Origin of the sequence: Labrenzia sp. OB1, assembly GCF_001624695.1 — a bacterium.
Lineage (GTDB): Bacteria > Pseudomonadota > Alphaproteobacteria > Rhizobiales > Stappiaceae > Roseibium.
Window position 1 is genome coordinate 43,964 of record NZ_JSEP01000005.1, and the last position, 12,396, is coordinate 56,359.

A 12,396-nucleotide genomic window follows, 5' to 3' on the forward strand; every position below is an offset into this window, starting at 1 on the left:
TTACATCCTGAACAGGCCGAAGCGCGTCTCTTCTACGGGCGCGTTCAGCGCCGCTGACAGGGACAGGCCGAGGATGTCGCGGGTCTTGCGCGGATCGACGATGCCGTCGTCCCACAGGCGGGCGGTTGCGTAGAGCGGGTGGCCCTGTTCCTCGAACTGGTCGATGATCGGCTGTTTGAACGCCTGTTCCTCTTCCGCCGCCCAGGTGCCACCCTTGCGCTCGATGCCGTCACGGCGGACGGTGGCCAGAACGCCGGCCGCCTGTTCGCCGCCCATAACGGAAATGCGCGAGTTCGGCCAGGTCCACAGGAAGCGCGGGCCGTAGGCGCGGCCGCACATGCCGTAGTTTCCGGCTCCGAAGGAACCGCCGACCAACATGGTGATCTTTGGTACGGAGGTGGTGGCGACGGCGGTGACCAGCTTTGCGCCATCCTTGGCGATGCCGCCGCTTTCATATTTCTGCCCGACCATGAAGCCGGTGATGTTCTGCAGGAAAATCAGCGGCACCTTGCGCTGCGAGCAAAGCTCGACGAAATGTGCACCCTTGACCGCGCTTTCGGAAAAGAGCACGCCGTTGTTGGCAATGATGCCGGCCGGCATGCCGTGAATATGGGCAAAGCCGCAAACCAGGGTCGTACCGTAGCGCGCCTTGAATTCGTCGAAGCGGGATCCGTCGACGACGCGGGCGATCACCTCGCGGATGTCGTAGGGCGTCTTGAGGTCCGCGGGAACGACACCAAGGATTTCGTCAGGGTCGTAAAGCGGGTCTTCCGGTGTCTCAAGGGCAATCGACGTGGATTTCACCCGGTTGAGGTTGGCGATGGACCTGCGGGCAAGCGCGAGGGCGTGGGCATCGTCGCGGGCGAGATGATCGGCAACGCCGGAAAGCCGTGTGTGCACATCGCCGCCGCCGAGGTCTTCCGCCGTGACTTCCTCACCTGTGGCGGCCTTGACGAGAGGAGGTCCGGCGAGAAAGATCGTGCCCTGGTTCCTGACGATGATGGTCTCGTCGGACATGGCCGGAACATAGGCGCCGCCCGCCGTGCATGATCCCATCACAACCGCGATCTGGGCAATGCCTTTCGCCGACATGTTGGCCTGGTTGAAGAAGATCCGTCCGAAGTGATCGCGGTCAGGAAAGACCTCGTCCTGATTGGGCAGGTTGGCGCCGCCGCTGTCGACCAGATAGATGCAGGGCAGATTGTTTTCCGCCGCGATTTCCTGGGCGCGCAGGTGCTTCTTGACCGACATGGGATAGTAGGTGCCACCTTTTACGGTGGCGTCGTTGGCGAGGATCATCACTTCCTGCCCTTCCACCCGGCCTATGCCGGCGATCAAGCCGGCCGAAGGTGCCGCACCGTCATACATTTCATGGGCTGCCAGCATGCCGACTTCCAGGAACGGTGAGCCGGGATCGAGCAGGCGCGAGACGCGCTCGCGCGGCAGGATCTTGCCACGTGAGACATGGCGCTGGCGGGAGGTCTCGCCGCCGCCGTCGAGTGCGGTCCGTGCGGCGGATCTCACCGTTTCCATGGCCACCTCATGCGCGGCCCTGTTGGCCGCAAACTGGTCGCTTCTCGGCGACAGACTCGATTTCAGGATGCTCATGCCATCCGGTCTCCATGTGGGGTTTCCGGTGCGACGGCCTTGCGCACCAGATCAAGATAAAGCTCTTCAATGTCCCGTTCCGTCAGGCGGCCGCCTGCTCGATACCAGGCCGGAATGCCGGTCAGCATGGCGATGATCGCACGGGTCGTGACTTTCGGATCCTCTACCGCGTAGAGGCCGGCGGCTCTGCCGTTTTCCAGAATGTCTGTAAGGAGGGCTTCGTAGCGGCGGCGCTCGGTCTCGATGATGCGGAAATTTCCCGGCTCAAGATTGCGCAGTTCCATGTAGGAGATGAACACCTCATCCGCCTTCTCCAGGTGATAGCGGATGTGAAAACGTACGAAGCGCTCAAGTCGATCCATTTCCCGGGGAAGGTCGGAAGTTTCCCAGGCCGCCAGCAGGTCGGCCATATGGGACAGCATCAGGTCTTTCAGGATGTCCTGCTTGGTCGGGAAATGGTTGTAGAGTGCGCCGGGCCGGACACCGACGTCGGCAGCGATTTCGCGCATGGAAGCAGCTGCGTAGCCGGACGCGGCGAAACGCTTCAGGGCGGCTTTGCGGACGCGTTCCGCGGTTTCCTGACCCTTGGCGCGCGTCTGGGACCCTGCGCGGGATCCGGATTGCGAGCCGGTCTGAATCGTGGCCGTGGCCCGACCGTCTGATTTTGCGGCTCCGGTTGCCATCCTGTCCTCCTCATCAGAAAAGTAAATGAACGTTCGTTCATTTGCAAGAAGGGTTCGATGCAAATTTGTCCCGGTGCGATATAATGGCCGGCGAACTTTGGCGATTGTCAAAAAACTTTCATGGATAAGCTGTTCACAGTCGGTGGGACCAAGCCTCCTGTTTTTCAAAAGGAATGATTGATGAGCGAAGATAGCGCGAAGACCTGGGTCGAAGCCGAATGGGCAGACAGCCTCGATGAAGAACTGGAAATGGAAATCGATGACAATCTGATCGCCAAGGATCTGTCCTTCATTTCCGACAAGAGGCACAAGTCACCGCTCGACCGGAACACCTATTTTCACGAGCTGCTGCGCCTGCAGTCCGAACTGGTCAAGCTGCAGGACTGGGTACAGCACACGGGGGAAAAGATCGTCGTCATCTTCGAAGGCCGGGACGCGGCCGGAAAGGGCGGCGTGATCAAGCGCATCACCCAGCGTCTCAATCCGCGCGTCGCCCGTGTCGTCGCCTTGCCGGCCCCGACGGAGCGCGAGAAAAGCCAGTGGTACTTCCAGCGCTACGTGCCGCATCTGCCGGCGGCGGGTGAGATCGTGCTGTTCGACCGCTCCTGGTACAACCGCTCCGGCGTGGAGCGGGTCATGGGGTTTGCTTCCGAGGACCAGGTCGAGCAGTTCTTCAACGATGTGCCGGAGTTCGAGCGCATGCTGGTGCGCTCCGGTGTCAAGCTGGTCAAATACTGGTTTTCCATCACGGATGAAGAGCAGCAACTGCGCTTCCTGATGCGCATCCACGATCCGTTGAAACAGTGGAAACTGTCGCCGATGGATCTGGAGTCCCGCGTACGCTGGGAGGACTACACCAAGGCCAAGGAAGAGACCTTCGAACGGACGAATATTCCCGAAGCGCCGTGGTTCATCGTAGAGGGGAACGACAAGAAACAGGCGCGCCTCAACTGCATCAGCCATCTTCTGTCCATGCTGCCTTATGACGAAGTGCCTCACGAGGCGATTACCCTGCCGGAACGCCGCTTCAATCCGGACTACGAGCGCAAGGTCCTGCCGGAGCATCTCTACGTCCCGCAGAAATTCTGAAGCGGTCGGCAAGTAATTCCGATACGCCCCGATAGCGAGTGAGCGCGGATCTTGGTTTCCTCATGCGGGGGAAGGGGATCCGACCTGTGTCCGTTCTGACTGTCCCTCCCGCCCTTGCGGGCGGGCTTTCTTATGTGCCATTTGAGGGGCGTGCCTCAAAAAGAATGTGGGAGGAAGTCACAATGGACAGCACGAAAATCAGGTGGGGGATCGTTTCGACGGCCAATATCGGGCTTGAGAAGGTCATTCCGGGAATTCAGCGCTCGCAGACAGGAACCGCTTGTGCCATTGCCTCCAGGAGCCTTGCGAAGGCGCAAAGCGCGGCGAGCGATCTCGGCATTGAAAAGGCCTACGGTTCCTACGAGGACTTGCTGGCCGACCCGGAAATCGACGCCATCTACAACCCGCTCCCAAACCACTTGCACGTGCCGGTGACGGTGCAGGCGGTGAAGGCGGGCAAGCACGTCCTGTGCGAAAAGCCGATTGCCCTGACCTCGCAAGAGGCCGCGCAGCTTCTCGATCTGCCGAAAGACAAGCTGGTGGCAGAGAATTTCATGGTGCGCGCGCACCCGCAATGGATCCGGGCCCGTGAGATCGTCCGTTCCGGAGAGCTGGGCGAATTGAAAGCGATCCAGGCCTTTTTCAGCTATTTCAACGACGATCCGCACAATATCCGCAACATGGCCGATATCGGCGGTGGGGCTCTTTATGACATCGGCTGTTACACCATGCTGGCCGGCCGGTATTTCTTCGATGGAGAACCTGAGCGCGTCGTATCGCTGATTGAGCGGGACCCGGAGTTCGGCACCGACCGGATGACCAGCGCGTTGCTGGATTTCGGGCAGGGCCGTCATCTGAATTTCGTCGTCTCGACCCAACTCACGCCCTATCAGCGCTTCCAGCTTGTCGGCACCAAGAAACGCCTTGAGATCGTCATCCCCGTCAATGCTCCGCAAGGTGAAGCCGTCACCATCCGCCTGGACGACGGGTCGGAACTGGGAGACGGCGCGATGCGCTCCGAGACAATCGCGTCCTGTGACCAGTATGGCGAGCTTGCCGATGTTTTCGGCCGGGCGATAAAGGGTGAAACCCCGTTGCCCCATGGCGCGGCAGACGCCGTTCAGAACATGAAAATCCTGGACGCATTGTTTTCATCGGCGGACAAGGGTGGCTGGGTAACGGTTGGCTGATTGTACGGGCAACTGATTGTATCGGCAGGGCGCTCACGTGCCCTGCCTGCCGGGGAGAATGTGAATTCGTATTGACTGCACTGTCATATGGCATTCTCGCAGGTCGCGAGGTGATCCGCGTTTGGTTTAAAGTATATTTTCAAATATATTGTAATTATTGACACTATTAATAGATAAATCAACGTAAATTAATGATTGCTTATTGTAAGAATTGCTTATTTTTCGTAAAATATGAAGTTATTGAAGTGTAATTTGGCCTGGGATTTACTTTTTATTATTTCTGTCGTTCCACGTTAACGTCGATCACATCGGGTCAGCGAACGGGAGCCTGCAGAAAAGACGATGCATTTCATTCGCAGAGATTTTGATCCGGAGGAGCTGCTCGAATGCCTGGTCTCAACAGCTCATCACGGTATTTCCTTCATTGATCGCGATCTCAATCTCGTGATGATAAACGAGACTGCGTTGAAGCTGCTTGAATTGCCCGCGGACATTCTGGACGATGACCCGAGGCTTGAAAACGTGTTCCGCTACAATGCCGAACGCGGCGACTACGGGCCGGGAGATCCCGACGTTCTCGTCAAGGAGCGCCTGGACCTCGCCCGATTGTTTCAGCCGCATGACTTCGTCCGCACCCGGCCGGACGGCAGGATCCTGCGTATTCAGGGCACTCCTGTCCAGAGCGGCGGCATCATCACGACCTATACCGATGTCACGGCCGAACACGAGCAGGAAAAGGCCCTGAGAGAAGCGCGGGACCGACTGGAAGACACGCTGGATGAGCGGTCCCGTGAACTGGGCGCCAATCGCGACCTGCTTCTCAGTTCGATAAACGCCATCAAGGACGGCTTCGCCGTGACCGATGCGGAAGGCAGGGTGGTTCTTGCCAACAACAAGATGTTTGAAATCTATCCGCAGTTGCCGGCGTTTCTGGCGCGCAAAGCCCATGTCAGCGAAGTGATTAATTCCATTTTCCCCGACGAGCCGGTGAGGAATCTCGACGAGTTTTCCGGCAGCCGGAGCATGTGGTCGGAACGGCAGTTTCCCGATGGACGCTGGTACAGGATAACGCGGACCAGAACGGATGACGGCGGAATGTTGGCTGTCTATTCCGATATCTCCTCCTACAAGGAACAGCATGCCGTCCTGCAGAGCCATACGGACGAACTGGTCCGGCATCTGAGAAAAGAAAAAGAACTGAACGAGATGCAACGCGAGTTCGTCTCGATGGCCTCCCACGAATTCAGAACGCCGCTGGCGATCATCGACAGCAATGCCCAGCGGATATTGCGAAAACCGGACAGCTTGAAGCCTGAAGCGCTCGTTCAGCGGCTCGGGAACATCCGGGATTCGGTTGAGCGAATGCAGTATCTCATCGAGCGTTTTTTGAATTTCTCCCAGTCCGAGTCCGTCGGGATGGAGATTCACCGGGATTCCATTTCGTTGCGCCATCTGACCCTTGCCGTGTGCGAGCGTCAGAAAGGCATCGCAAGGGACTACAATTTCGTGATCGATGTGGACAATCTTCCGGACTTCATGGATCTGGACAGAAAACTGATCGAGCAGGGCATTTCGAACCTTTTGTCGAACGCCGTCAAATATTCACCCGAGCAATCGACGATCACCGTGATCGGCTCGGAAATGGACGACAAGGCGGTGATTTCCGTGCGGGACGAAGGCGTGGGCGTTCCTAAGGAGGAGATTTCCAAGATCTTCAACCGATATTTTCGGGCGTCGACGTCCAGCGGCATTGCCGGCACTGGCATCGGTCTCAACCTGACAAAAATGATCGTGCAGAAACACGGTGGGAATATCCACGTCGAAAGCGAAGTCGGGAAGGGAACGATCGTCACCGTGTCCCTGCCGGTGGTGAACCGTCATGCCAAAGTTGCGCAGGCTAAGGCAAGCTAGAGTGTGGACCAAAGTCGTGCATTCAGGCCATTCGGCGACAGATCGGATCAAGGGCGTGAAAGCGCAGGAGGTCTGGCGCCCCGGAGAGGTGTGGCGCTTCCGAAGACGGGCAGATTTGGCCCGCGGGAGGCGTGCGGTTCCTGAAAGTGCTCCAGACGATGCCTCTTTTGGGCGGAACCATTTGAAAGCGGAAGAGTTTATCGCCTTTGAGGCGATTCAGGATGGCTCTTCCTCCCTGATGAAAACAAAACCTGATCTATGAACGGAACTCGCATGTCAAAAGTTGCCAGGATACTGTGCGTCGAAGACGAGGACATGCTCCTTCACGATCTCAAGGAGGAGCTTGAAGACGAAAACTATGAGGTGCTGACGGCGAAGAACGGTCAGGTCGCCCTGGAGGTCCTGGAAAACGAGAAGCCGGACCTGATCATCAGTGACATGATGATGCCGAAACTGGATGGCCCAGGGTTGTTGAAGCATATCAGAGCCAACCGGCCAAGCCTGAACGATGTCCCGGTCATTTTTCTCACCGCCAAGGCAACACGCGACGACCTGATCGAAGGCAAGCGGCTGGGAGTGGATGACTATCTGACCAAGCCTGTCGACTATGATCTCCTGCTGGCGACCGTGGAAGCGAATCTCGGTCAGGTGCTGCGTATCAGGAAGCAGAATCAGGTCAAACTTCGCCGCATCTACAATGCTATCCAGAAGCAGAGAGCGACGTCTGAGGAGTTGCGCGTCAGTTTCATCGCGCAGAATCCGAATTCCGTCCAACCGATCCTGAAGGCACTCAATGAACTCGGCTGCGCCGTCTCGGTGATTTCCGAAGATCAGCTGGTAAAACGCAGCTTTTCACTCGACACGACGGATATCCTGTTCATCGTCTACAGCAAGGTCGTTCACTACTATCTCAAGTATGTCACCGATGATATCGGCAAGAACTGGGAGGGCATTTCGGTCCTGCTGGCGCCGCCCAAGCTTTCGGAAGAACAACGCACCTGTATCAAGGATGCGGGCATAAACGACACCATCGAATACCCCTACCCGCCGATCGAGGTGTTCAAGCTGCTGATGCGCCGGATGAAGGCCTGACGGGTTGGCCGGCCGCAGAAACGCGCTGTACAACCTTATCCGGGCAATAAAAAACCCCGCCGAAGCGGGGTTTGAAATTTTCGGTCGGGAGCCGGGCCTATTTGATAGGTGCCAGGATCATCACCATCTGACGACCTTCGAGCTTCGGTGAGGCTTCAACCTTGGCAATTTCGGCAGTTTCCTCACGGACCTTGTTCAGGAGATTCATGCCCAGGTCCTGGTGCGCCATTTCCCGGCCGCGGAAGCGGAGCGTAACCTTCACCTTGTCGCCTTCGCCGAAGAAGCGCAGCATGCTTTTCATCTTCACCTGATAATCATGAGTGTCAATGTTCGGGCGCATCTTGATCTCTTTGATCTCGACGACCTTCTGCTTCTTTCGGGTTTCAGCAGCTTTTTTCTGGGCCTGGTATTTATACCGGCCGTAGTCCAGGATCTTGCAGACTGGCGGATTTGCATGCGGCTGGATTTCTACGAGATCCAACCCTGCTTCCGTTGCGATTTCCATCGCTTCTTCTGTCAGAATAACGCCGCGGTTGGCGCCTTCGTGATCAATCAACTGAACTTCGCGAACGCGAATTTCTTGGTTCGTGCGCGGGCCTTCCTTAGTGGGAGGCGGGGCGCGGAATGGACGGCGAATGGTCGCAAACTCCTCTATCGTTTCAACATGACGCAGGAACAACCCGCAGGCGGGCGAATGTGCCCGATCGCGGAAAAGTTGCCCGGATTTAAAGCCCTGAAGCATCTTGTCCGTATCCGCACGGACGCAGGTTGCTCTGGGATCTGGCTCTTCGCATACACAAAAAACCCCGGAACTCATGTACCAAGGTGCTTGTTGCGCAAGTCCTAACGCCAGCCCCTAACGTCCTGCCAAACCGCCAAAAAGTCAACTGAATTCGGCGGTTTTCGCGTTTCTCGAAGCCGTTTGGCCGAATGGAGCGGATTTGGGGTAAAAGCGCCGCAACTCGATTGCGGCAACCGCGGGCGCAGTTGCAAAGCGCAGGATAAGAGATCAAGTAAGGGCAACGTGTTCCATTTCAGGGAAGGACAGGCTTTGGACGGCGGAAAACTTCTGTTTCAATTCCTCAGGATTGTCTGTGGCTTCGTTCTGGCTGTCATAGCCTGCGGACTTTTCCTTGCGTGGGGCTTTTTTCGCGTGACTCACCCGGATCAGGACCCGGTCGCCTTCGCCGCCATGACGGGATCGGGTCTGGTGGGGGCAAGCGTCATAGGAGGCACGGTCCTTGTGCCTGCCGCCGTTCTGATCGTCATCGCCGAAGGCGTCCGCTTGCGGAGTTTCATCTTTCATGTCGCCGCAGCCGGAGGTATCGCGTTCCTGGTCTGGACGCTCGGCGCCGGGAGCGGCACCTCAGACTGGAGGCCGGGGAGCGCTGTCGTGCTGGCCGCAGGATTTCTGGCCGGCGCCGTCTATTGGCTGATCGCCGGCAGGACGTCGGGAGGCTGGCACGGTCAAAACGAACCGGCCGGCAAGAGGCGAGTATGATACGTCTGAACGTTACAGCTCGCCGTTTTTAAGCGCTTCGCGGGCCGCCTGGTAGTGGTCCTCCCGCATGTGCACGCGGATCATGGCGATGGCCGCCAGCAGGACCGTGGCATCGTCCCCGAAACCGACGGCGAGCAGAAAGTCCGGTATCGCATCGATGGGCATGACGAAGTAGGCAAGCGCGCCGATAAATGACGCACGCACCTTGACCGGTGTTGCCGGATCCATCGCACAATAATATCCGGCGACGATATCCTCGATGAAGGGAACCTGACGGATTGCCTTGCGCGCCGTGGTTAGCAGCTTTTCCCGGATGGTCCGGCGCTTTTCTTCGTCAGGTCCCAGGAATTCGGGACCGGAGCCCAGGCCCTCGAAAGTTGTATCCATTTCATTTCCCGCGATTGTTTTCCGCTTTCGTTAGATAGTGACCCGGGCCCGGAGGTTCAACGCCGGGATCAAGTACCCAGAGGGCCGCCGCGTTATTCTCGTCGGCTTCCTGCAGCTCGCCAGGTCCGGGCCTCCTTGGTTCCAGATCGCTCTCGCAAAGCCCGGAAGAAGTCCGGTCCTCCTCCCCAATCGGGCCTTCCGTATCGGTGCGCTGCGGGACTTGTCCGCCTTGCTCAAGCTGGTTGCCTCCGGTCCCTTTCCTGTTCCGAATGTTGTCGCTAACCGTACTCAGGACCTGCCCAGAGCGAGTTTTTCAATCTTGTCGACCGGGTGGTTCGTCAAGTCCTTGTCAATTTCGGCAATGATCCGGTCATTGACCTCCTTGTGCAGTTCCTTCCGGATCTGGCCGAGAACGGAGGGGGCGGCGACAAGCACCATTTCCTTGAAGTCACCCTTGTGGGCGCGCTTGTAGAGGATGTCCGCGAGATCGGCGGCGAAGTTGTCCTCCGCGAGCTGATGCCAGTCGGTCTCGCTGACGGCGCTCCGGTGTCCTTGCGGGCCGTCGCTCTTGCGGCCGGGGCGGTCAGCGGCTTGATACCGGTTGGCCGGGTTGTCCTGTTCCTCCTTTTTGAAGATCTCGAGATTCGGGAATTTCTCGTCGCCTTCATTGCGCAGGAAAAGCGCCTTGGCGCCATCCGCGACCACAACCCAGCCGCCATGTTTCAACCGGATCGATTCACTCATTTCCAATCTCCTCGTAAAGTCGGATCGCCTGGAGAAACAATGGGACCGCAGCCGAGCCGTTCCATGAACACCGGCCGGGCGGGATGGGCTGTCTTGCCTCTTTCCGATTTCGCTCCAGCTCATGGTTATATTTGGACGATCGACGGATCTTTCAATTGGGGGACTTTGGCGGGTGCCTTTTGGGCGCATCCATGTGGCTGCCGGGCGAGATCGGGATGGCGCGCGGCGCGGGCTTGCAGCAAAAACGATTGTCCGCCAGAGCCAACCCGGCGCAACGATGCACACCCGACGTTGCGGTGCGCGGCACCCCAACGTGTCAGATCAGTGCTTTTCAGTTCCGTGCATCATGCGTTGCCACGGGTTTCCAGAAGCCGCCGGGCGATCACCTGCGCCTGAATCTCCGCCGCACCTTCAAAGATATTCAGGATGCGGGCATCGCACAGGACCCTTGAAACGGGATATTCCAGTGCGAAGCCGTTGCCGCCGTGGATCTGCAGGGCGTTGTCGGCGGCGGCCCATGCGACGCGCGCGCCGAGAAGCTTTGCCATGCCTGCCTCGAGGTCGCAGCGTTTGCCGGAGTCCTTCTGCCATGAGGAAAAATAGGTGAGCTGGCGGGCAATCATCAGTTCGGTTGTCATGATGGCCAGCTTGTCGGAGACGCGTGGAAACTCGATCAGCGGCTTGCCGAACTGGATGCGGTCTTCGGCGTACCGCAGGCCGAGATCGAGCGCGGACTGGGCGACGCCCAGGGCTCTGGCCGCCGTCTGGATGCGGGCGCCCTCAAAGGTCTGCATGAGCTGCTTGAAGCCCTCGCCCTCCACCTGACCAAGGAGGTTTTCTCCCTTGACCTCAAATCCGTCAAAGGCGATCTCGTATTCCTTCATGCCGCGATAGCCGAGCACCTCGATCTCGCCACCGCTCATGCCATCTGCCGGAAAAGGGTCTTCATCGGTGCCGCGCGGTTTTTCCGCGATGAACATGGAAAGCCCCTTGTAACCGGCTTCTTCAGGGTTTGTGCGCGCGAGCAGCGTCATGACATCGGCGCGCACCGGATGGGTGATCCAGGTCTTGTTGCCCGAGACCTTCCAGGTGTCACCGTCCTTCACGGCCCGGGTTTTTAGGGAGGCCAGGTCGGAGCCGGTATTGGGTTCGGTAAAGACGGCCGTCGGCAGGATTTCACCGGAGGCGATTTTCGGCAGCCAGTGCTGCTTCTGGTCTTCCGTGCCGCCGCACAGGATGAGTTCTGCGGCGATCTCGGATCGGGTGCCGAGGGACCCGACGCCGATATAGGCGCGGGACAGTTCCTCGGAGACGACGCACATGGCTTCCTTGCCAAGACCAAGCCCGCCATATTCTTCCGGGATGGTCAGGCCGAATACACCCAGTTCGGACATCTGGCCGACCACTTCGTATGGGATGTATTCGTTTTTCAGGTGCCACTCGTGTGCATGGGGGGCGACGGTATCCTGCGCAAAGCGCCGCATCTCGTTGCGGATCTGCTCCATCGTTTCATCGAGGCCAGGGTCACCGAATGTCGAGTGACCGGCCTGATCGCGGATGAGCTGCGTGATCTCCCGGCGGATTTCAGGCGTGTTGCCTTCCCGGATCAGTGTCTCCACCTCGGCCGTGCGAAAAGGTTCGGCCTCGTCGTGGGCAATGCCCAGGTCTGCGAGGCGAACCACTTCCCCCTGGTTCATCGGGATGCCGCCGAAAACCTGTGCCAGATATTCGGCGAAGCCGAGCCGGACAATCCTGTCCTCCAGCGGGCCGTAGCGGCTCTCTTCCTTGAGACGCCTGGCATAGGCGTCAAGCTGGCGCAGAGAGTCCACATAGGTCGCCAGCCATGCCAGTCCGTGGGTGGCCCGCTGTTCTTCTTCCATGCGCTGCGAGGAGATACGGCCGTCTTTCGTCACAAGCGCGCGTACACGCTGCGCTGCGAGATCAAGCAGGCGGTCGAGGGTGGCAACGGCGGCGGCCGTGTGGTCTGACAGGCTCTCCGGCGTTTCTGCCGCCTTTGTGGCTGCAGGGGGCATTGGCGTTCTCCGTTTTCATTTGTTGCGCTCTGGCGCTTGTTGTTGAAGCTATGTTGCGTTGCACACCCCAATTTGTCGAGGCGGAATTTCTTCACCTTTTGGAGGGGGCGGAATTCACCCGGGGGCCTTGACTAGTCCTTTGCAGCAAGGCCTCATCG

At 58.5% G+C, this 12,396-nt stretch carries 11 protein-coding genes; 5 read left to right on the forward strand and 6 right to left on the reverse strand.

What is annotated here, in order from left to right; translation table 11 throughout:
• Together OA90_RS08245 and OA90_RS08250 are read right to left on the reverse strand one after the other, a co-directional pair.
• Window positions 1-1,608 carry a carboxyl transferase domain-containing protein gene (locus OA90_RS08245; protein ID WP_068409345.1) on the reverse strand — a complete coding sequence of 536 codons (1,608 nt, stop codon included), beginning with the start codon at window positions 1,606-1,608 and terminating at the stop codon, window positions 1-3.
• Window positions 1,605-2,291 (reverse strand): TetR/AcrR family transcriptional regulator, encoded by a 687-nt coding sequence (locus OA90_RS08250; protein ID WP_082836909.1) that lies wholly within the window; start codon window positions 2,289-2,291, stop codon window positions 1,605-1,607. Before OA90_RS08250 ends, OA90_RS08245 begins: the two co-directional genes overlap by 4 nt.
• A gap of 180 nt (window positions 2,292-2,471) precedes the next feature.
• On the opposite strand from OA90_RS08250, the gene ppk2 reads away from it, so the two are divergent.
• The 4 genes from ppk2 to OA90_RS08270 all read left to right on the forward strand — a co-directional run bounded on the left by ppk2 (window position 2,472) and on the right by OA90_RS08270 (window position 7,573).
• Window positions 2,472-3,380: a polyphosphate kinase 2 gene (gene ppk2 / locus OA90_RS08255; RefSeq protein WP_068409347.1), complete on the forward strand. Its 909-nt coding sequence runs from the start codon at window positions 2,472-2,474 to the stop codon at window positions 3,378-3,380.
• Between the two features lie 182 nt (window positions 3,381-3,562).
• The gene (locus OA90_RS08260; protein WP_068409774.1) at window positions 3,563-4,570 is read left to right on the forward strand and encodes a Gfo/Idh/MocA family oxidoreductase; all 1,008 of its coding nucleotides are present in this window, start codon (window positions 3,563-3,565) and stop codon (window positions 4,568-4,570) included.
• A 342-nt stretch (window positions 4,571-4,912) separates the two neighbouring features.
• Window positions 4,913-6,481, forward strand: coding sequence for a PAS-domain containing protein (locus OA90_RS08265; protein ID WP_068409349.1), 1,569 nt, complete (start codon window positions 4,913-4,915; stop codon window positions 6,479-6,481).
• Window positions 6,482-6,754: 273 nt separating this feature from the next.
• A complete protein-coding gene (locus tag OA90_RS08270; RefSeq protein WP_068409351.1) occupies window positions 6,755-7,573 on the forward strand; it encodes a response regulator in 819 nt (272 codons plus the stop codon).
• A gap of 97 nt (window positions 7,574-7,670) precedes the next feature.
• Here OA90_RS08270 and infC read toward each other — a convergent pair whose 3' ends face one another.
• Complete coding sequence (infC, locus tag OA90_RS08275; RefSeq protein WP_244274579.1) at window positions 7,671-8,210, reverse strand: translation initiation factor IF-3; 540 nt, start codon at window positions 8,208-8,210, stop codon at window positions 7,671-7,673.
• Window positions 8,211-8,726: 516 nt separating this feature from the next.
• Here infC and OA90_RS08280 point away from each other — a divergent pair.
• A complete protein-coding gene (locus OA90_RS08280) occupies window positions 8,727-9,074 on the forward strand; it encodes a hypothetical protein (RefSeq protein ID WP_208986037.1) in 348 nt (115 codons plus the stop codon).
• Between the two features lie 12 nt (window positions 9,075-9,086).
• Here the strand turns inward: OA90_RS08280 and OA90_RS08285 are convergent, their stop codons facing one another.
• The 3 genes from OA90_RS08285 to OA90_RS08295 all read right to left on the reverse strand — a co-directional run bounded on the left by OA90_RS08285 (window position 9,087) and on the right by OA90_RS08295 (window position 12,238).
• Complete coding sequence (locus OA90_RS08285) at window positions 9,087-9,461, reverse strand: YkvA family protein (protein WP_068409353.1); 375 nt, start codon at window positions 9,459-9,461, stop codon at window positions 9,087-9,089.
• A gap of 288 nt (window positions 9,462-9,749) precedes the next feature.
• Window positions 9,750-10,205 (reverse strand): host attachment family protein, encoded by a 456-nt coding sequence (locus OA90_RS08290; protein ID WP_068409355.1) that lies wholly within the window; start codon window positions 10,203-10,205, stop codon window positions 9,750-9,752.
• Between the two features lie 344 nt (window positions 10,206-10,549).
• The gene (locus OA90_RS08295; protein WP_082836913.1) at window positions 10,550-12,238 is read right to left on the reverse strand and encodes an acyl-CoA dehydrogenase family protein; all 1,689 of its coding nucleotides are present in this window, start codon (window positions 12,236-12,238) and stop codon (window positions 10,550-10,552) included.
• Between the last annotated feature and the right edge of the window lie 158 nt (window positions 12,239-12,396).